Annotated in this window: 16 protein-coding genes; 6 read left to right on the top strand and 10 right to left on the bottom strand. The window is 58.9% G+C overall.

What is annotated here, in order from left to right; translation table 11 throughout:
• Positions 1-86: 86 nt before the first annotated feature.
• The 3 genes from ACYQ11_RS16825 to ACYQ11_RS16815 form a co-directional block, all read right to left on the bottom strand.
• Positions 87-2,882, bottom strand: a complete 2,796-nt coding sequence (locus ACYQ11_RS16825) for a C25 family cysteine peptidase (protein ID WP_459924976.1) — start codon at positions 2,880-2,882, stop codon at positions 87-89.
• A 192-nt stretch (positions 2,883-3,074) separates the two neighbouring features.
• Positions 3,075-4,094 carry a hypothetical protein gene (locus tag ACYQ11_RS16820; RefSeq protein WP_459924975.1) on the bottom strand — a complete coding sequence of 340 codons (1,020 nt, stop codon included), beginning with the start codon at positions 4,092-4,094 and terminating at the stop codon, positions 3,075-3,077.
• 89 nt (positions 4,095-4,183) lie between these two features.
• On the bottom strand, positions 4,184-5,227 hold the full coding sequence (locus ACYQ11_RS16815; RefSeq protein ID WP_459924974.1) for an AraC family transcriptional regulator: 1,044 nt from the start codon (positions 5,225-5,227) through the stop codon (positions 4,184-4,186).
• Positions 5,228-5,358: 131 nt separating this feature from the next.
• On the opposite strand from ACYQ11_RS16815, the gene ACYQ11_RS16810 reads away from it, so the two are divergent.
• The 5 genes from ACYQ11_RS16810 to ACYQ11_RS16790 all read left to right on the top strand — a co-directional run bounded on the left by ACYQ11_RS16810 (position 5,359) and on the right by ACYQ11_RS16790 (position 10,571).
• Positions 5,359-6,123: an acyl-CoA dehydratase activase gene (locus tag ACYQ11_RS16810; protein ID WP_459924973.1), complete on the top strand. Its 765-nt coding sequence runs from the start codon at positions 5,359-5,361 to the stop codon at positions 6,121-6,123.
• Positions 6,124-6,136: 13 nt separating this feature from the next.
• Entirely contained in the window at positions 6,137-7,174 is a 1,038-nt protein-coding gene (locus tag ACYQ11_RS16805) for a 2-hydroxyacyl-CoA dehydratase subunit D (protein ID WP_459924972.1), read from the top strand.
• Positions 7,175-7,186: 12 nt separating this feature from the next.
• Entirely contained in the window at positions 7,187-8,500 is a 1,314-nt protein-coding gene (locus ACYQ11_RS16800) for a 2-hydroxyacyl-CoA dehydratase subunit D (protein ID WP_459924971.1), read from the top strand.
• A gap of 154 nt (positions 8,501-8,654) precedes the next feature.
• Positions 8,655-9,692, top strand: coding sequence for an enoyl-CoA hydratase/isomerase family protein (locus ACYQ11_RS16795; RefSeq protein ID WP_459924970.1), 1,038 nt, complete (start codon positions 8,655-8,657; stop codon positions 9,690-9,692).
• A gap of 51 nt (positions 9,693-9,743) precedes the next feature.
• Positions 9,744-10,571 (top strand): SDR family oxidoreductase, encoded by an 828-nt coding sequence (locus ACYQ11_RS16790; RefSeq protein ID WP_459924969.1) that lies wholly within the window; start codon positions 9,744-9,746, stop codon positions 10,569-10,571.
• A gap of 68 nt (positions 10,572-10,639) precedes the next feature.
• Here ACYQ11_RS16790 and ACYQ11_RS16785 read toward each other — a convergent pair whose 3' ends face one another.
• Both ACYQ11_RS16785 and ACYQ11_RS16780 read right to left on the bottom strand, forming a co-directional pair.
• Positions 10,640-11,227: an alpha/beta fold hydrolase gene (locus ACYQ11_RS16785; RefSeq protein WP_459924968.1), complete on the bottom strand. Its 588-nt coding sequence runs from the start codon at positions 11,225-11,227 to the stop codon at positions 10,640-10,642.
• 188 nt (positions 11,228-11,415) lie between these two features.
• Positions 11,416-11,547 carry a hypothetical protein gene (locus ACYQ11_RS16780; protein ID WP_459924967.1) on the bottom strand — a complete coding sequence of 44 codons (132 nt, stop codon included), beginning with the start codon at positions 11,545-11,547 and terminating at the stop codon, positions 11,416-11,418.
• Between the two features lie 270 nt (positions 11,548-11,817).
• Between ACYQ11_RS16780 and ACYQ11_RS16775 the strand changes: the two genes are divergently transcribed.
• Entirely contained in the window at positions 11,818-12,612 is a 795-nt protein-coding gene (locus ACYQ11_RS16775; protein ID WP_459924966.1) for an HD domain-containing protein, read from the top strand.
• Positions 12,613-12,711: 99 nt separating this feature from the next.
• Here the strand turns inward: ACYQ11_RS16775 and ACYQ11_RS16770 are convergent, their stop codons facing one another.
• From ACYQ11_RS16770 to ACYQ11_RS16750, 5 genes are read right to left on the bottom strand one after another with little or no spacing between them, the layout of a single operon-like run.
• Positions 12,712-14,106 carry an ArnT family glycosyltransferase gene (locus ACYQ11_RS16770; RefSeq protein ID WP_459924965.1) on the bottom strand — a complete coding sequence of 465 codons (1,395 nt, stop codon included), beginning with the start codon at positions 14,104-14,106 and terminating at the stop codon, positions 12,712-12,714.
• 11 nt (positions 14,107-14,117) lie between these two features.
• Entirely contained in the window at positions 14,118-14,426 is a 309-nt protein-coding gene (locus ACYQ11_RS16765) for a lipid-A-disaccharide synthase N-terminal domain-containing protein (RefSeq protein ID WP_459924964.1), read from the bottom strand.
• Complete coding sequence (locus ACYQ11_RS16760) at positions 14,423-15,166, bottom strand: glycosyltransferase family 2 protein (RefSeq protein WP_459924963.1); 744 nt, start codon at positions 15,164-15,166, stop codon at positions 14,423-14,425. Before ACYQ11_RS16760 ends, ACYQ11_RS16765 begins: the two co-directional genes overlap by 4 nt.
• Before the next feature lie 18 nt (positions 15,167-15,184).
• Positions 15,185-16,963 carry a phosphoethanolamine transferase gene (locus ACYQ11_RS16755; protein ID WP_459924962.1) on the bottom strand — a complete coding sequence of 593 codons (1,779 nt, stop codon included), beginning with the start codon at positions 16,961-16,963 and terminating at the stop codon, positions 15,185-15,187.
• Positions 16,956-18,941, bottom strand: coding sequence for an LTA synthase family protein (locus ACYQ11_RS16750; protein WP_459924961.1), 1,986 nt, complete (start codon positions 18,939-18,941; stop codon positions 16,956-16,958). Before ACYQ11_RS16750 ends, ACYQ11_RS16755 begins: the two co-directional genes overlap by 8 nt.
• Between the last annotated feature and the right edge of the window lie 65 nt (positions 18,942-19,006).

The raw sequence follows: 19,006 nt of genomic DNA, 5'->3' as shown, positions 1-19,006 counted from the left end.
GAATCCATAGCCTTGTTTTGTACAAAAGTCAAATATCGAAACACGGCCATCTTATGGCGGGGAGGTTCCCACAGGCGGGGGCCGGGTCAAGGCCGGGACGAATCGATGAAACAGCCGCCGTCGGAACTCGGGAGGGCCGATGTGGCGGGGGAATCGGGGTCCTTGTTGTCCGATGGTTCGGTGACGGTGATATAGGCCGTGCGGGTCATGGGGCCGGACAGGGGATAGTCGACGCCGTCCACGGTCATGGACACAGAGACGGAAAAGAGACCCGGACTGTCGTAACGGACCTGGGGATTGGCCCCGGTGGACGTGTCGGGCGTACCGCCGGCGAAGGTCCAGGTAAATGCCGTGACCAGCTCGGGATGGCTGGGCAGGGCTGAAAACGAAACGGTGTCGCCCGTGTCCACGGCCGTCCGGTCGGCGCTGAAGGACAGCGATGGGATGACCCGGATGTAATCGGGCCGGGTCAGGGTGTCGGTGACCCCGTTGTTTGAAACCGAAAGAGTCACGTCGAACAGGCCCAGGTCGGGAAAGGACACCGTGGGGTGCTGGACCGTGTGGGCGGTCTGGACGGCCCCTTCGATCATCCAGGCAAAGGTTTCCGGACAGCCGGTACTGGTGTCGGTGAAGGTGACGGAACGTCCCGCAAGGACGGTGACCGTGGCCGTGGTCGGGTCTGCACCCACCATGAACCGGGCCTGGGGTTCCGTGGTTTCCGGCAGGCTTCCGAGGGCGACAAGCGCGGTATGAGGTCGCCGGTTCTGTTTGGTGATGACCAGATCGATGGTGTCCTCATCGGTGAGCCCGTGCAGGTCAAGGGAGATTCGTCCTGAGGCCCCCGTCCAGACCGATTCAAGCAATTCGTCGCCGTTTGAAACGGCGACCCGTGCATAGGGCTCGGTGACCAGGGCAAACGTGCGGTCAAGGCAGGGTGCGGCCAGGGGGGGCGGGTCTCCCAGCCAGGGGGACAGGGACGGGTCCCCCAGAACGTTGTAGATTTCAAAATAATAGGGGCCGTAGGCCGGGGAATGGGTCATGACGGACAGGTTGCCGCAGTAGACCATCTGACCGGCGGTGACATGCCAGTCGGTTTCCGGTTCGCCGTGGGTGTGGAAGAGGGCGTCGATGTTGCCGAATCCGGTGTCCTCGTAATCGAGGTTTCGGACGGTCTGGGCGGTCAGGGGGATGTTGTTGACGCCCACGGCCCAGTAGAAATCCTCGTCCCAGAAGGTTTCGTTGGCGGCTCCCAGGTAAACGGCGGCGCCTTTGGATTGTGCCAGCACCAGTTTTTCACCGAAGGCGTCCTGCCTTTCGAACCGGCTGGACTCACAGCAGTTGGCCACGACGAATCCGTAGCGGTTCGGGTTGTCCAGATCGAAAATGTCGAAGATGTCCAGTTCGTAGCTGTCCGCGGGCTTGTTAAACCAGCCCGTGGAATCGCAGTGGCCGGTGTAGTTGACAAACCCCGCGCCCCCGTCGATGCGGGCCATGATCTGGTCGGTCATAAGGGTGGTTCCGGTACTCCGGGTGTCCACGGTGCCGCCCCAGTCCCAGCTCTGGTTGTACAAAAAGGCGTAGATTTCGGAAAAGCCGGAATCCACGTTGAAATATTCGTTGATCAGGTAGGCGATCTGGCCGTTGGCGTAGGTGGGGCTGTCGTAAACATCCGCTCCGGCGATCAGCAGGCAGGCGTCCAGGTAGTCGGTGTTGAGCGGCTCGTCGTTCGACGTCAGGGTCTCGTAGGCCAGGGTTTTGTGGACGACGGCGTCAAGTTCCCAGGAGGTCGCGGCGGGAAATCGTCCGTAGTAGGCGTCGGGCAGGCCGTCGTCGGTGAAGTCGCAGTAGAACAGGTCCGTGACGTGACCGCCGTCCACCAGGTCATGGGTAACCGGGAAGGCCGGAATCTCGGCGACGTCCCCCACGAGAAGCACATAGACCGGCGGGGTGTCGCCCGTGTACAGATCCCGGAGATAGGTTTTCAGATCGTTGCGGCGGATGGCCGGATCGGACGATGAAAAAATCACGTCGGTGTCGGCCTCGATCACGTGGAAGCCTTTGCGCCGCTTCCAGGTGATAAAATCCTGAAGGCTCTCTCTGGCCAGAAAGGTGCTGGACGCCGCCACCACATAGGTCGGCGGGCCCGCCGCATAGGGATCGGAAAGGGCGTCTTTTGTCCGGGACCGGGGGGGCGTCAGGCTGCGGTAAACGGCGTCAAAGGCCGGGGTCCGGTAGCGGGTTTTCAGGGTTTCGGTGAGGGCGGTGTCCGCGCCCTCGAAATTCAGCCGGGCCGTGAGACGGCCGGAAACGATCAGGGTGTTGCTCCGGGCATCGTACCGGAAGGGCGCCACGGTGACCCGGGCCATGCGGACCCCCCGCATGACGCCCAGAATGTCCACGGTCACGGGTTCCGGCGCCATAGACCGGTCCGGTTCATAAGCCGCCGGGTCATAGGCAAAATTCCGCTCGTTTTCATCCGTCCGCTTGGACCGTCCGGGCTGGCGGGGCATGGGCCGGAGGCCTTCGGCCAGGGCATCGAGATCAAAACAAACCTCGAAACGGTCAAGGATTTCAACGGTGATCTCGGCTTTCTGAGGTATTTCGATGAGTGTGTGGATCACGGGAAGGTCCGGCGCCCCCTTGGCCCCGATCCCCGGGACGTATCCGGGGACATCGAGCCGGACAAAGGGTCCCGCCGTCGTGTCGATGCGGGCCAGGGTCAGATCGGAGAGGGTGCTGACCAGATCAAGGGACAGCCCGGCCACCTTTTCCACACGACAGGCCGTGGGCTCATGCGGCATCACATCCAGCCGGGCGGGCAGGGCGGCAAACACCGAATGGTGCAGAAGGACGCACACCACGGCCAGAAAACATCGTCTCATAAATCATCCCATCACGGTCAAATATCATATCAATCGGCCAATCATATCCCGGCCTTTAACCATCATGCAAGAAAAAAGATCGGAGGCGGAACATCAGGCAGCCCATCCCTTCACCACCCCCGGCATGGGATCATGCTTCAATGACAAACAAGAAAGGACGAAGGTCGGCCGAGCCGCCCTTCCTCGGTTTCGCTACCAGGTGGCGTAGAGTCTGAACTGGGGGCCGTGACGGAGCATGCCGTAACTGGCGTCGTAACCCAGTTCATCGGCGTGTTCGGCCGCGCCTTCGAAGGTCGCCAGAAAGCAGAAGTTCAGGTTGTAGCCCAGGGCCAGAACCCCGTGACCGCCCAAGAGGGACGGCGCCCAGAAGAAACCCATGGTGCTGTCGTTCTGGAGATAGGCCACGAAGCTTTCACGGTCCTCAAAGGTACGGCCGGGCCCGTTCAGTTCTTCGGCCCAGGCCGCCGATTCAGGCGACACCGTGCCCCGGCCGAATCCGATGGAGTCCTGGGCATGGGCGAAGAATTTCACCGTGCCGGGCTGGATGAGGCCCCCGGCCATCTCTCCCATCATCGTGTCGAATCCGAATTGAAAACAGTATAAATCCGCTTCGTAACCGTTGTCGTACACCGGTACGCCGTAAACCTGATTTTCCTTTCCGCCGGGGGTGGTCATGGTATGGATTTCAATGGGCACCGTCATGGTGGTGTACCCCAGGCCCACATACCAGCCCATGGTTTTGTCCGAGTTGAACAGGTAGTTCAATTCATAAGAGGTCACGTCATGGTCGTAGGCCATGGCGGCGGGCATGCCCGTGGCCAGTGTTCCAGTCCAGTCGGCCGTCCCCCGGATCGTCCCCAGCGAATACCGGGCAAAGATGTTTTTGACGGCCAGGTAGCCGGTGTACCGGTCCACTTCCCCGATGACCTCGTCATCGATCACGGCCGAGAGGCCGAGACTCGCCTGGATTTTGTTGATCCGCACATTGGCGGTATACGACGTGAAGCTCGAGGCGTCCATGTCGTAGTCGATGTCGTCGGTGCCGTGGGGATTCAGAAAGGAGGGGAAGCTCCAGACCACATGGGGCAGGGTGTCCACCCCGACCACCGACTGGATGATGTCGCCGCCGGCCCGGGCCGATGAAGGCGAAACACAGAAAAAAAATGTCAGGATGATACAAAACGACAGGCGGACGATTGCAGGTCTGATCATGGACACTCCTTTGTTGACACTAAACACGGGTTGACGGTCATGTATCATGTATCGGCTTTTATGGAACGAGGCTTGACGGCAGTTTTTGATCATGGATGATATTCGTTTCCCCTGAACCGGCTGGGCGTGCATCCCGTCCAGGCTTTGAAGGCGCGGTAGAAGCTTGATACCTCGCCAAAGCCGAGGCGCGCGGCTACCTGTTCCATGGTCAGGCTGGTGGTTCGGATCAGTTCCAGAGCACGGGCTTTGCGAAATTCGGTGACAATGCCGGTGTAGGTGGTCTTTTCGGCCAGCAGGCGACGCCGGAGCGTCCGGGGCGACAGGCCAAGGTGACGGGCCATCTGGTCAAAGCCCGGGACAGGGTCCCGGGAGACGGTGAGTTCCTGGAGGATGTGGGCACCGATTGAATCATGGGCCTGGAGCAGGGGCAGCATCTGGGCGCAGTCCCGCTCCAGGGCGCGCCGGGCCAGGGGGTTGGCCAGGGGCAGGGGGCGGGTCAGGTGTTTTGCGTCGAAGACCATCATGTTTTCGGGGGCGTTGAACACGATGGGACAATCGAACAGGGCCTCGTATCGTTCGGCGTAGTTGGGCCGGGGGTAAGCGAAATGCAGCTCCCGAAATACGTCGGAGTGAATCCGGCTGGCTTTGGCCATGGCCTGGATGGACCCGACCTCGGCCTCGCAGCAGAACGCCCTGAACCCGTCGAGGTTTGTCATTTCCCGGAACCGGGCGACCCCCCTGGTGCCGTCGATGGTCAGGCTGTAGCGGTGATAGGACCCCGTCAGGGGGAGGTAGGTCAGAACCAGCTTGAGGGCGTCCAGAAGGGTGTCGCAGCACATCATGGCCATGCCCAGCTTGCCGTTGGCGCTGAAATTGTATTCCGCTCCCACGTCCAGGCCGATCCAGGGGATATTGACCAGATCGATGAAGCGCCGGGCAATGGCTTTTTCCCGGAGCAGGGTGATATGTTTTCGGGGGTCTTCGAGATCTCCGGACACGAGGCCGCTTCCCGCCAGCAGAACCTCCCGTGCGATGCCGTGACGCTCCGCCACCCGGGCCATGATCAGCACGGCGTTGATCAGTCGTCGCGGCGTCAGCGTTTTGTGTGACGTGAATCGTATGATTTGGTCCATCTGTCCCTCCCCGGCGGTCTGGCCTGTTTTGCCACTATAATTGTCCTTTCCGGACATTGTCAACGGCGATCATCTCGCATATCACTGTTTACAAAACCCCCTTGAGTGAAACAGGAGAATAAAACGTCACCATGATCAGCGTCGGCATCGATATCGGCTCCATCACGACGAAGATTGCCATGATGGACCGGGACAAACTGCTTTATTCGGACGTGGGCTTCAGCGGCTACGACATGGGCAAAGCCTGGCGAAACCTTTTTGACCGGATGCTTGAACGGACCGGCCGGACTGAGGCGGCCATCGACTGCATCGTGTCCACCGGATACGGTCGGAAAAGCGTGACCCCGGCCCATAAACAGATCACGGAGATCACCTGTCATGCCGCCGGGGCCCGTTATTTTTTTCCGAAGGTCCGGGCCGTCATCGACATCGGGGGCCAGGACAGCAAGTGCATTGCCGTCGATGAGAACGGGGACGTGTCGGATTTTGTGATGAACGACAAATGTGCCGCCGGTACCGGTCGGTTCCTGGAGGTGATGGCACGGGCCCTCGAGGTGGATCTTGCGGACTTTGCGGCCTTGTCGAAAAAGGCTAAACGGCCGGTGCTGATCAGCAGCATGTGCACGGTATTCGCCGAATCCGAGGTGATTTCGATGATTGCCCGGGGCGAACGTCGGGAAAACATCATCGCGGGCATTCACGATTCCATCGCCTCACGCATGGTTTCGATGATGAACCGTACCGGCGTCATCAAACCCCTGGTCATGACCGGCGGGGTGTCGAAAAATCCGGGGATGCGGTGGGCCATCGAAAAGAAAGTGGGGATGACCCTTCATGTGCCGGAAAAGGCCCAGGCGTGCGGGGCCATCGGAGCCGCCATTCTGGCGACACGCTGACAGGAAAAAAGAGATGATGAAACCCTTTGCCTATTACGACACGGGTCATGAGTTTTCCGAAGAGATCGTCATGGCCGCCGGAATGACCCCGGTCAAAATTCTGGGGAATGTCCATGTACCCAATGACCCGGCGGACCGTTACGTCCATCATTACATCTGCCCTTTTTCCCGGTCCTGTTTGACCCAAGGGATGGCAGGCGCTGGGGCGTGGGCGGGCATCGCGTTCTGTCACGGGTGCGACACGACCAACAATCAGTTCGATATCTGGAAATACCATGTGCCTGCGGCGTTTCTGTACTGGATCAGCACGCCGGCCAAGAACGACGAGACGGCTCGGGCCTGGCACGATAAGGAGTTGCGGCGGTTTATCGTCCGGCTCGAAGCGCATTTTTCCGTGAGCATCACCGATGACAAGCTGGCCGGGGCCATCCGCCTGTCCAACCGGGTCAAAGATCTGATGCGCCGCCTGTCGGCACTCCGGGCGGTCAAGGATATTCCCAACCGGGACTATTTCGAATTGACCCGGTGCTGCGTCACGGACGACAAAACAAAACTGGCGGATGATTTGGAGGCCACCCTTTCGGACTGGCAGTCCCGGCCGCCGTTTCCGCCGGACCGGGTGCCGGTACTCGTGACCGGGTCGGACATCACCTGCGTTGAGGTCATGGATATCCTCGAAGCCGCCCGGCTCCGGGTGGTCCGCGATGATCTGTCTTTGGGCGAACGCTATTACGCCGCAACCATTGACGAGACCAAGGATCCGGTCCGTGCGCTGGTCGATTATCACACACGGATCCCCCAGCCGCCGACCAAGATCCCCTTTGAGGCCCGTCTGACCTATCTGAGATCCTGCCTTGCCGAAACGCCGGTCAAGGGGGTTGTGTATCAGATCCTGAAATTCTGTGAGCCCCACGGCCTCGATCTGCCGTTTATGGTCGGTGAGCTGAAAAAGGATGGGAACAAGGTGGCCGTCATCGAACGGGAATACACCCCCACCGTGGATCAACAACTGATAAGCCGCCTGGAAAGTTTCCGGGAGATGATCGAATAAGGAAGATCGCCCATGATAAGGCTCAGCCGATTTGCCGTCACCCATCCGACCCTTCTGGTCCGGGGCCTGAAAGGGTATCTCAACCAGCCCCTTTCGCCGCGTTTGTTTCTGATCGTCCTGGATTATCTGAACAAGACCCGGATGACGGTCATCCAGCCGTGGAAGCGGTTCGGGGTGTTCAGTGCCGGATTCCCCACGGAGATTCCGGCGGCCATGGGGTTTTTCCCGGGGTATCCGGAAGCCTATGCGGCCCTGACCGGGGCTGCCGGGTGCACGGTGCCGCCCATCGAGCATGCGGAAAGCCTGGGATACGGCCGGGATCTGTGCAGTTACATGAAAACCAGCATCGGCGCCTCCCGTCTGGGCTGGCCCGAGGATTTCGGGGGGCACCGGGTGGCGGACGCCTATTTTTCAGCCAATCTGGTCTGCGACACCCATCTCAAATGGTTTGAAAACGAGGCCAAGCGTCATGATCGGCCCCATTTCGCCCTGGATGTGCCCCAGCTGGTGGCCGGTGAAAGCGAGGCGAGGATTGAGGAATACGTCGACTACATCGAGGCCCAGCTCTGGGATCTGATCGCCTTTCTGGAAAAGCTCACCGGAAAGCCCTTCAACGAGAAAAAATTCATGACCATGGTCAGCCGGTCGGCGGAGATCTGCCGGTTGTTCAAGGAAATTTACGAATACCGGAAGCGGTATCCGGCCAACCGGTATTTTGAATGGGTGCGGACCTTTATGCTGCCCATGGTCAGCCAGTGGAACCAGAAGGACGCCATCCGGTTTTACCGCAGCGAACTGAAAAAAGCGGAAAAACGCTACGGCGACAACGCGTCCATTGACGGGGGCCGGGAACGGTACCGGGTGCTGTGGGAAGGGATCACCCTCTGGTACAACGTGGATCTGTATCAGAAGGTGCTGGCCGACAAGGGGGCGCGTATCGTTGTCGATCCCTACACCTATTCCTTTGCCGCCCGCAGCGCTCCCGGCGCTACCCTCAGGGAAACCTTGCGGCGCATGGCCCGCGATCACATCATCATTCCCTTCACCCTGAATCTCGATCGGCGCATTGCCTATTTCAACGGCCTGATCGAGGACTACGACCTGGACGGCATCATTCTCCACGCCAACCAGAGCTGCCGTCCCAGCAGCACCGGCCTTCCGGATCTCCAGGAAGCCCTTCAGAAGCAATGGGGCATTCCCGTTCTGATGATGAACACGGATCATTGCGATCCGAGAGCTTATGCCGAAGGCCCCATGAACACACGGGTCGAGGGCTTTGTCGAACTGATGGAAACCTATAAGAAACGGAAAAAGGACAAACCATGAGTTGACGGCTTCGTAAAACGTCCGATATCTGCGTTACGCTTCATCCCTCGTCACTGCGGCGTACCCCAAGTACGCCTCATTCCTTGGGATTCGCAAGCCTTGATCTCGAACGTTTTACGAAGCCGTCCAAAAAATGACTTTTTATGAGGCCATCATGAGTTATCGCTATCTGAAAACACGGCGGGAGAACCGGACGCTCTGGGTGGAGATCCATCATCCTCCCGTGAATTTCATTGTGACGGACATGCTTGAGGAGCTGCATCATCTGATCAAAAACGTTCGCCGGGATGACGCCATCCGGGTGTTTATCCTCACGGGCGGCCGGGAGGACTCCTACATCATGCATTTTTCCATTGAGGAACTGATGCAGCTCACCTCCCACCTGCGCAAGCTGTTTCTGCATATCCTTGTCCGGTACCGCCCGACGGCCGCCCTGCTCCGATATTACATGACCTTTTCCAATTGGATGATGGATGTCTTCCCATGGTATGAAACCTTGGTCCTCAGGCAATCCAAGGCCATCCGGGGGTATTCCTCCGGGGCCTTTCTCTGGTTTCAGATGATGCGGACTTATGCGGCCATCGAGCGGATGAACAAGGTCACCATCGCTGCCATCAATGGCTCGTGCAATGGCGGCGGCACGGAAATGGCCGCCTGTTTCGATTTCCGATTCATGGTCAAGGATCAGGGGTTCACCATCGGTCAGCCCGAGGTTCTGGTCAACATCGTACCCGGCGGCGGCGGCACCCAGCGGCTGCCCAGGCTCATCGGAAAGGCCCGTGCCCTGGAGCTGATGCTCCGGGGGAACCAGCTATCCCCCGTTGAAGCGCGTGATCTTGGGCTGTTGACCGATATCTTCGACAAAGATATATTTTACGAAAGGGTTCAGGGCTTTGCCGATCACATGAGCAAACGGCCCCCGGTGGCCATCGACGCCATCAAACAGGCTGTGCACCGGGGTCTTGATACCACGGTCCGCCACGGGCTGTCCATCGAGCTCGAGCAAAGCGTCCGTTGTTTCGACACCCGTGATACGGCCATGGCACTTGAACGTTATCTGGCTTATATCCGGGAGAATATCATGACCCTCGATCCGGAGGCGGCTTCCACGGAAGAGATTGTGGGCCTGCTGCACCGGACCCTTGACGTGATGGAGTCGGCAGCGCTGTTTACGCCGTTTGAAGGAAAATGACCGCAGAGGTCGAAGGCATAACCACACATACATTGCAATGGAGAAGAGACAATGAAAAAATTTCCAAAGAAGCGGATCATGATCACCGGCGCGGGGTCCGGGCTGGGACGGGCCATGGCCCTTGAGTTTGCGTCCATGGGCTGGCGGGTCTGCGTGTCGGATATCAATAAAGAGCGGGCCGATGAAACCCTGGCCCTGGTTGAAAAAAAGGGCGGAAGCGGGTTTGTTTCCGTCTGCGATGTGAGACAGCCGGAAAGCATCGAGGCCCTGGCCGCCGAGATCGAAAACGCCTGGGGCGGGGTGGACGTCGTCGTCAACAATGCGGGCGTGGCCGCCGCCGGATTCATGGAAAAGATTCCGCTTGAAACCTGGGACTGGATTCTGGACATCAACCTGAAAAGTCTGATCTACGGCTGCCGGACCTTCATTCCCATGATGGACAAACAGGGCGGGGGGCACATCGTGAACGTGGCCTCCAACGCGGGCATCGCCTCACTTCCCGAAATGGCCTGCTACAACGTGACCAAGGCGGCGGTGATCTCTCTGTCCGAGACCCTGAGGACCGAGCTGAAACCCAAGAACATCGGCGTCTCGGTGGTGGCCCCCACCTTTTTCAAAACCAACCTGATGGACCAGTTCACCTCGTCGGACGAACGCCAGCGGAAAATGGCGAGCGCTTTTTTCGACAAGTCCCGGGTCACCGCCGGCGACGTGGCCCGCCATGTGGTCCGGTCCGTGAAGCGCGACCGGCTTTATGTGATCACCCAGGCCGACGGCAAGTTCACCTGGCTGGCCAAGCGTCTGGCGCCCGAGACCTATTTCAACGTCCTGGGCTGGGGCTATAAAAAGGGGCTCATGAATAAATTTCTCGGCATCTGATCCGTCCGGATGTCCCCACCGAAGGGCTCTGTGATCGAAATCGGTCACGGGGCCCTTTTGTTTTTTGATCAGAGCCCGCCCAGAAAGCCGATCAGGTAAGAATGGAACAGGTCGGTGTGGGTCAGGTAGCAGGGGTGGCTGCCCTGGTCAATGATCACCTTTTCTGCGTTGGGCATGGCATGACACAAAAGGTCGGCGTTCTCCGTCGGCACCACCTGATCCTCGCTGCCCCAGATGGCCAGAACGGGCAGCGGGTTACCCGAAAGGGCTTCGGCGTAATCGGGAATGTTGGTCGGCGCCACGGCCACATAACCTTTAAGGGGCACGGTGCCTTCGGCAATGACGGGCAGGGCGTATCCGCCGCTCATGGACGGCGAGACAATGACCGGCGAAACGAGCTTGAGGCCCGCGATAATGGCTTTCAGGATGTCGGGTTTTGGACGGTCAAGGACCGGTGTCCGGCCGTATCCGGGAAGGTCCGCGGCAAAGGCATGAAACCCGTTGGCTTCGAGCATTTCAAGGGTTCCGGTTTCCTTCCAGGTTCCGGAATGGAAGCTTCGCCCGTGGAGCAGCAGGATTTCCGGGTCACCCGGTTTTCCCGCCTCCAGATAATGAACGTCAACGGTGTCGATGGAAAGGGTCTTTTCGGTCAGCATAACAAACCTCGTCTTGGTGGGTGGTCTGATCCCGGGCCGTCGATTGCCCGTCCACCAACTGGTATCCCATCTTCCCCGGAATTGCAACGTTGACGGCTTCGTAAAACGTCCGATTTAGCGCTAACGCTTCACTTCGTGTCTGCGCTTTCGCTTCATCCCTCGTCACTGCGGCGTACCCTTAGTACGCCTCATTCCTCGGGATTCGCGACGCCTTGAACTCGAACGTTTTTCTTTGCCGGCCTTTGATGACGTTTTACGAGTTCATCAACGCCGGAAATGACCGGGGCCAGGGCAATCGCATGTATGATCTTAAAACGCATGGGTCCCTTCCTGCGGAACGGATTAAGCCGTTCACGTTTACGGTCACGAGCACGAGCACGTTCACGATGCCGGAAGGCAACACGTGAACGCAACCGTCAGACGGTTCAACCGCCGTGGGATGAGACGGTCGAGCCGGTCTCGGCCTGCCGTGCTCGTGCTCGTGAACATGCACGTGAACGAATAATACATCCGATTGTCCAGCGGAAATGCCCATTGACCCGGGATTCAATCGCGGCTATGGTGACGTCGGGCAAGGAGCGGAGATCAGGATGGACAGACGGCACGTTCGGTTTTTCATATCGTGGTTCGATGCCTACGCGGCATCGTTTGAAACAGCGGACCCCGAATTCAATCGAAACATCATTTTGAAATCACGGCATACCCGGCGGGTCTGCGGGGAAATCTTCGGACTGGGCCGGGCGCTGGGCCTTTCCGATGAGGATCGCCGTCTTTCCGTTGTGACGGCCCTGTTTCACGATCTGGGCCGTTTCGAACAGTACCGACGGTTCGGGACTTTTTCCGACCGGAAATCAGTGAATCACGCCGAACTCGGCGTTGAGATTCTAAGACGGGAAGGGGTGCTGGATGGTCTCGATGAATCCGTGACGGGCCTGATTACAGATGCGGTGCGTTACCACAACCGGGCCGCCCTTCCGGACCATCTCGACCCCCGGCATCTTTTTTTTACCCGCCTTCTGAGGGATGCCGACAAGCTGGACATCCTTCGGGTGGTTACCGCCTATTACGCCGCCAAGACCCGGGGCGAACACAATGAAACCATCGAACTGGACCTGCCCGACACCCCCGGGGTATCGGCGGCCATCTGCGAGCAGCTGATCAACGGGCAAACCATCCGGTTCGAGGATATGAACAACCTCAACGACTTCAAGCTGCTCCAGGTGGGGTGGGTTTACGACATCAATTTTGTTCCCGCCCTGAAACGTCTGCAACGTCGGGCGTACCTGGCCATGCTGCGATCCGTTTTGCCGGACAGTGACGATATCCGCCGGGTCTTCGGGGCCGTGAAGGGTCGTCTGGAAGAACGGCTCAAAGAGGGGGCGTGACTCCGGCGCCGGCTGCGTTACGCGTCATCCCTCGTTATTGCGTCGTATCCTGAGAGCGTTTCATCTTAGATAACGAAGCCCGTGTGATCGTTACATGATTCATCGGGGCCGTTTGAAAACACAGATTCGTTTTCCGCGGAAGGGCATATCGAAAACGACGTCGTACCGGCTGAGGAGTTCGGGATTCCGATACCGCAGGATGGCCAGGCCGTCCGGGTGGTCTTGAAACCATTTCTCGGCTGAGGTGATGTCGTGGGATTCATCGACGGCTTTTTCCAGTCTGCCCAGAAAACCCAGTTCGCCGTGGTAATTGCCGAGATACGCCCAATCGACGTTTTTGTGGGTGTCGAGAAAGCGGACCATGGGTTCAAGATCGAATCGTTTGAACAGACTTAAGGAGCCGATTCCGTGCAGCGCCATGACAAAGGCCGCCATGATCAGGGCGGTGTTCCGGATGGTTTTTTCCGTGATCGTCGTCATGGAGGCGATCAGAATGGCCACGGCGGGCAGAAAGGGAACAAGGTAGTGGGGCTGTTTCCCCCGGATCAGGGAAAAGGCGATAAATAGGGGCACGATCCAGAGGACCAGGAATCGGATCGCCCACTGGTCCTGATACTGTTTTTTCAATCCTTTCAGCCCCCGCCGGAACGACGGGAAAAACAGCCAGGGCAGGCAAAGCACCGGCAGGAAGGGAAGATAAAAGAAGACGGGTCGGGCGTGGGAACCGACAAAGCGGCCGGTCACACGTCCCATGGTCTGCTCCCAGACAAGCCGGTAGGCGAAATCCCCGGAGGCTTGAGACAACATGGGAATGAGCCACAGCAGGACCGGAACGACGGACAGCAGGAACGCACAAAGACAGCCGCCATACCATTTGAGGTGCCCCATGGGCTTGGGCAGCCACAGGGGGCCGGTCAGCATTGGGAACAGTACGTAAAGCCAGGCCACGGGGCCCTTGGTGAGGACGCCCAGACCCATGGCCGCCGCCATCCAGAGGAGGTGCCTTGTTAAACCCGACCGTGCGAAAGAAAGAAGTGCGATCAGCGTGAGCAGCACAAAGACCGTGAGGGTGATATCGAACATGACCAAAAGGCCGACCATGAGAAACGTCAGGCTGCCGGTCAGGACAAAGGGCACCGTCCGGGTGATCCGGACATCATCGGCAAACAGCGCGGCGGCCAGTGTTCGGGTCAGACACAGACAGGCGACGGCTGAGGCGAGTATGGGAAGCGTTCCCGCCCAGCGGCTGACGCCGAAAGCGGCCCAGCTTGCATTGATCAGCCAGAAAAGCAGCGGCGGCTTGTGATGATAGGGCTGAAAATTGACCGTCAGGGGGGCCAGCCAGTCACCCCGCAGAAACATTTCCCAGGCCACGGACATGTAGCGCATTTCATCGACCGGAAGCAGCGGGCGAAGCAGTATCACCGCCAAAAACAGACACGCAAGAAGCATGGCCGGCAAAAGGCAATCGTAAGACAGAGTTGTTTTCTTCATGGGCTTTGTCCTTATTGCGCCGAAGGCTGGGCGGTTTTGTGATGTTCCATCGTGATGAAATAGATGTTTCGAAGATAGATGAACAGACCGGTGCTCTGTCCGAAAATAAAAACGGGGTCCCGCCTGTACACCGCATAGGACAACAGGGTGATGCCGCCGGCCAGGGAAAAATACCAGAACGCCTTGGGGATGATGCTTTTCTTCTGTTTTTCCGAGGCCAGCCATTGAACGAAAAAGCGCATGAAGAACAGCGTCTGGCCCAGGAAACCCACGCCAAGCCAGATATGTTCGGCCGTTAACGTCGGGAGAAAGGCTTTCATGGCGCCTCCCCGATCGATTGATCCATGCTGTCGATTTTCAGGGGGCGATGCGCCCGTTTCTGAAGCCACAACACGCCGAAAAGATCGCTGAGGCCCACAAGGGCCCGGTCCAGCGTCCCGTATTTGGAATGCCCGAAGACCCGCGGTCTGTGGGACACCCCGACATGGACCAGGCGAACACCCTCGCGCAGCATCAATGCCGGGAGGAACCGGTGCATGTGGTCGAAATACGGCAGCCTCAGGAAATCGGAACGCCGGAACAGTTTCAACGAGCATCCCGTGTCCCGGGTGTGATCATGCAGCAGTGAGGAACGGATTCCATTGGCGATTTTTGACGAGATGCGCCGGATCCGGTTGTCGTTTCGCCGGGTGCGTTCACCCGCCACCATCAATCGGGGCGATGTGATTTTGTTGCGGGTGTATGCCTCCCATAACACCCTGATATCCTCCGGAGGGTTCTGGCCGTCGCCGTCCAGGGTGACGATGATGTCACGGGAAGCCGCTTCGATGCCGGTCCAGAGCGCGGCGGACTGGCCGTAGTTTTTCGTGTGTCTGATCGTTCGAAGAGCAGGGTGACGGGCACGGAGCGCCTGTAAAACATCCCATGAGCCGTCCGTGCTGCCGTCGTCGATAACGATAATCTCGTCGATGGGCACGTCGTCCATGACACTCGCGATCTCGTTGATGAGGGGCGGGAGATTGTCTTTTTCATCGTAAATCGGAACAACAACTGAAATCATGGCTATTCCTCCTTTTGTTTACATGCGCCGTGAAAAAATATCCTTGAAACCGGGATCGAGAGCGTCGAACGGCATCACGGTCTTTCCATCGTCACGCAGCACGCTGCCCCGGGCATGATCGATGTAGTAGTAGCTGAGATCGTTGAACACGAGGACCGATTCCGGAACATTGTGAAAGGTGGGCATGTAGGTGCTGCATACCCGGAGCCGGTTTTCGGGGATCGGGCCAAGAATGGACAGACCGTCTAAGGGGTTTATGGGGGAAAGATGCATCAGGTCGAGGATGGTCGGGACAATGTCGGCCTGGGACAAGGGGGCGCGGCGTTTGGCCCTGAGCTTCGGCATGGCGGCCTCCGGGGCTGAAACGATCAGGGGGTTGTGGATCACGTCGCTTGAAAAAAAATCGTTGAAAAACCCATTGGCCCCGCCCAGGTTCTGGCCGTGATCCGGAGAAAAGAAGAGCCAGGCGTCGGGGTTGGTCTCACGTACCCGGTCGATCAGGCGGGAAAGCACGATGTCGGTGTACGCCACGGTGTTGTCGAAGGCGTTGACGCTGTTGGGCTCGCCCTCGGGAAGAAACCGTTTGTATTCGGGTTCACAGTGCTCGGCAAAGGGGTAGTGGCTGCCGTCCATCTGGACGACCAGGAAAAACGGGCTCGTGGTCCGGTCCAGGAACGGCAGGACGCCGTTGTCGAGCAGGTCCAGATCGTCGGCGCCTTTGTGGACACTGGCCTGGGGGTTGAAATGGGTGCCGTTGACGAATTCGTCCACGGAGTCGTCGATCAGGAATTCTTTCATCCGGCCCCAGTAAAGGTCCTGGGCCGTGAAAAAGGCCGTGTGATACCCCCTGGCTTTGGCGTAGTTCAGCACGGTCGGGCAGGTGTAGATGTAGCCCTTGGGATCGATGCCCTCGAGGCCGGTCATCATGTAGGGCACGGACAGCCGGGTCTGAAGGCCGATGCTGATGCAGTTGTCGAAGGCCGCGATGCGTCCCTCCCGGGCAAGGCGGGAAAGGCCGGGGGTGGTGTCCCGCTCATAGCCGAACAGGCCCATGTGGGACAGCACCGTGGATTCCCCGATGACCATGATGATGTCCGGAAGGGGTCGGTCCGTCGGATCGGCCGTGACGTCCGGCCGCTTCAGCTTGAACTGTTCGTAGGATTTCTGTTTGACCATTTCCACATAGGATCCGGCGTAGGCCATGACGCTGTTTTGAAAGACGGGGACACTGTACCAGCTCAGGGCCGTCAGTGCGGTGACGGCAACGAGGGTGAAACCGGAGATGCCCTGGGTCACGATGTGAAATCCCTGAACGGTCCGTCTGAGGATGATGACGGCAAGAAGCACCGCAGCAAAGGCCAGGATCACCCGGAAGAGGGGCAGGGTGTCGACCCACAGGGAAAACACCAGGCCGGGATCCTCGAAGAAGGCTTTGAAGCCGAAGGAGGACACGAATTTATGATAGACACTGAAATAGGACAGTTGAATCATCATGGGGAGAAACAGGATCAGAACGGCCAGGCCGACGCGGGCCTTCCCCCGGAGCAGATGGGTTGCGATCAGCACCAAAAGGCCGAGGAAGCCCAGGGCGCTTGCGGTGTAATTCACGATGAAACGCTCGCCGGCCCCATGCTCGATGATCCAGGCGGTGTCCCGGATCAGGAAAAGATCGAACAGGGAAAGGGCGAGCCATACCAGGAAAAGGCTTCGGACCTGCCCGGGGATCGACCACCGGCGGATGCGGGACGTGATGCGCGACAGGGTCGTGTCTGGGGATGATTGAAAGACGTTATTCATTGGATGCGCTCCATGCCTGTATGGGTGACAGGGTTCGGTCAGGGCCGTTATACCGGTAGGCCCGATGGTTGTATGTCCAGGACGCCCACAGGGCATGGGCCAGGGCGGTCCGGCCAAGGGCGTCATCCGTATGGGCCGGAATCAGTTGATGGTTTTGAAAAAGAAAATGATCCGCGCGTTCTCCGGGTTGCAGGAGGGTGACACGGTCGCCGGAAAGATACGCCTGGTTTTTATAATACTGAAGAATGGCACGGTCGTCGGCGCCGTCTTCCTGCTCTCGGGTCAGATCCCGTCCGATCATCGGGCTCAGGCAGGATATCCCCAGAAGGGAGAGCAGGGTGGGCGGCAGGTCGATCTGGCTGGAGACCCTTTGATCCACACGTGATGCGATGCCCGGGCCGATGATCAGGCCCGGAATCCGGAACCGGTCGATGGGGACAAGTGTTTCTCCGACCGTATGGGAATTGTGGTCCGCCACCACGACAAAGAGCGTGTGATCCCAGTAGGACGAGTGCCGGGCGTTTTCAAAAAATTCGCCCAGGGCGTGATCCGCGTATGTGACGGCATTGTGGAGCGTGGCTTTGGGGGTTTCGTACAGATCGATGACGCCGTCGGGGAATTCGTAGGGCGGATGGTTGGAGGAAGTGAAAATCAGGGAAAAGGAGGGGCGATCAGAATCCGAAGACAGGATCTCATGGGCCCTGGCGAACAGGTCCTGATCCGAAACCCCCCAGGACCCCTTGAACGAGGGCTGGTCATAGTCGTTTTCATCGTAGACCTCCTGGAACCCGTTGCCCAGGAAGAATTTTTTCATGTTGTCGAAATTGCTGTCCCCCCCGTAGATGAACCGTGTCGTGTATCCCTGATCACCCAGGACCTGGGCCAGGGTGAAGAAATGGGACTGGGATTTGCCCAGTTTGACCACGCTCCGGCCCGGCGTGGGCGGGAAACCGCAAATCACCGCCTCGATGCCGCGAACCGATCGTGTGCCGGTGGCATACAAGCGGTCAAACCACCACCCTTCCCGGGCCAAGGCCTCAAGGCGGGGCGTGAGGGGGAGCCCTCCCAGGGACGCCACGAATTCAGCCCCCAGGCTTTCCTCGAGAATGATCACCAGATTGAGGGGTTTCTCCCGATGGACCGTGGGGGTGAACCGATGCTCGGTGGGGGTGTCGGGGTTGGTGAAGGAGGATTCGGGCTCACCCATGGCTCTCCTGATCCGGGCGATCATGTCCCGATCGTCCATGTGGCCGTAAATCTTGGCCGCATGGCCTTCGTCCTTGATCCGGTACAGGGCGTAAAGCACGGAATAGGTGGAATTCAGGGGCAGGTCGTTGATCAGGGGATCGCTGGAAAACGCCACGGTGCTGGGATTGATCGGACGATGGCCCAGGGAGGAACGACCGCCCAGAAACAGAAGAAGGGCCAGCATGGGCAAAAGGACTAGTTTCGATGCCGGATGCCAGGCGGACGGCTTTCGGCCGAGGATGCCGGCCAGGATATACGCCCCCCAGGCCGCAAGGAAGAGGGCCGCAAAGCCGGCAATCGTCAGAACAGGAAAGCCTTTAACGAGCATGGAGAACACCTCGTGGGGATAGGCCGGATACTCCACGAACAGGCGGTTGGGCCGAACGTCGTAAGCGTTGATGAAGCCCGGGGTGATCGCTTCCATCATGACGAACAACGCCGTCCAGGCCGAAAACCAGATCCGGAGAAAGTTCCGGAAAAACGCGTGGGTAAACCGGTAGCCCTCCAGGAAGGGGGCAAGAAGCACCGGCAGCGACACGCAATACACCGAAGATGTTACATCGATCCGGACGCCGTAAGCCAGAATCCGGACCAGGGTTCCGGGATCGGGGATCCGGGCGTGGTAAAGGCATACGATCAGAATCCGGCTCAGGCTCAGCGTGAGCAGGATCACTATGAAAAAAACGGCAGGCACAACATAGGGGCCTGCCCACAGCCGAAGTCGTTTCATGGCATCCCTTCGTGGTTCTTGATAAAACGGTGCCTGACGTTAGGGTCCGGGAATAATGAAACGCC

The sequence above is a fragment of the Desulfatiferula olefinivorans genome (assembly GCF_054657895.1).
Note: the sequence above shows the minus strand (reverse complement) of the source record. Positions and strands in the feature narration are given on the sequence as shown.

What these genes read in the sequence shown, in the direction of transcription:
- ACYQ11_RS16825 (WP_459924976.1), bottom strand. Translation starts at nt 2,882, where the DNA reads ATGAGACGATGTTTTCTGGCCGTGGTGTGCGTCCTTCTGCACCATTCG.
- ACYQ11_RS16820 (WP_459924975.1), bottom strand. Translation starts at nt 4,094, where the DNA reads ATGATCAGACCTGCAATCGTCCGCCTGTCGTTTTGTATCATCCTGACA.
- ACYQ11_RS16815 (WP_459924974.1), bottom strand. Translation starts at nt 5,227, where the DNA reads ATGGACCAAATCATACGATTCACGTCACACAAAACGCTGACGCCGCGA.
- ACYQ11_RS16810 (WP_459924973.1), top strand. Translation starts at nt 5,359, where the DNA reads ATGATCAGCGTCGGCATCGATATCGGCTCCATCACGACGAAGATTGCC.
- ACYQ11_RS16805 (WP_459924972.1), top strand. Translation starts at nt 6,137, where the DNA reads ATGATGAAACCCTTTGCCTATTACGACACGGGTCATGAGTTTTCCGAA.
- ACYQ11_RS16800 (WP_459924971.1), top strand. Translation starts at nt 7,187, where the DNA reads ATGATAAGGCTCAGCCGATTTGCCGTCACCCATCCGACCCTTCTGGTC.
- ACYQ11_RS16795 (WP_459924970.1), top strand. Translation starts at nt 8,655, where the DNA reads ATGAGTTATCGCTATCTGAAAACACGGCGGGAGAACCGGACGCTCTGG.
- ACYQ11_RS16790 (WP_459924969.1), top strand. Translation starts at nt 9,744, where the DNA reads ATGAAAAAATTTCCAAAGAAGCGGATCATGATCACCGGCGCGGGGTCC.
- ACYQ11_RS16785 (WP_459924968.1), bottom strand. Translation starts at nt 11,227, where the DNA reads ATGCTGACCGAAAAGACCCTTTCCATCGACACCGTTGACGTTCATTAT.
- ACYQ11_RS16780 (WP_459924967.1), bottom strand. Translation starts at nt 11,547, where the DNA reads ATGCGTTTTAAGATCATACATGCGATTGCCCTGGCCCCGGTCATTTCC.
- ACYQ11_RS16775 (WP_459924966.1), top strand. Translation starts at nt 11,818, where the DNA reads ATGGACAGACGGCACGTTCGGTTTTTCATATCGTGGTTCGATGCCTAC.
- ACYQ11_RS16770 (WP_459924965.1), bottom strand. Translation starts at nt 14,106, where the DNA reads ATGAAGAAAACAACTCTGTCTTACGATTGCCTTTTGCCGGCCATGCTT.
- ACYQ11_RS16765 (WP_459924964.1), bottom strand. Translation starts at nt 14,426, where the DNA reads ATGAAAGCCTTTCTCCCGACGTTAACGGCCGAACATATCTGGCTTGGC.
- ACYQ11_RS16760 (WP_459924963.1), bottom strand. Translation starts at nt 15,166, where the DNA reads ATGATTTCAGTTGTTGTTCCGATTTACGATGAAAAAGACAATCTCCCG.
- ACYQ11_RS16755 (WP_459924962.1), bottom strand. Translation starts at nt 16,963, where the DNA reads ATGAATAACGTCTTTCAATCATCCCCAGACACGACCCTGTCGCGCATC.
- ACYQ11_RS16750 (WP_459924961.1), bottom strand. Translation starts at nt 18,941, where the DNA reads ATGAAACGACTTCGGCTGTGGGCAGGCCCCTATGTTGTGCCTGCCGTT.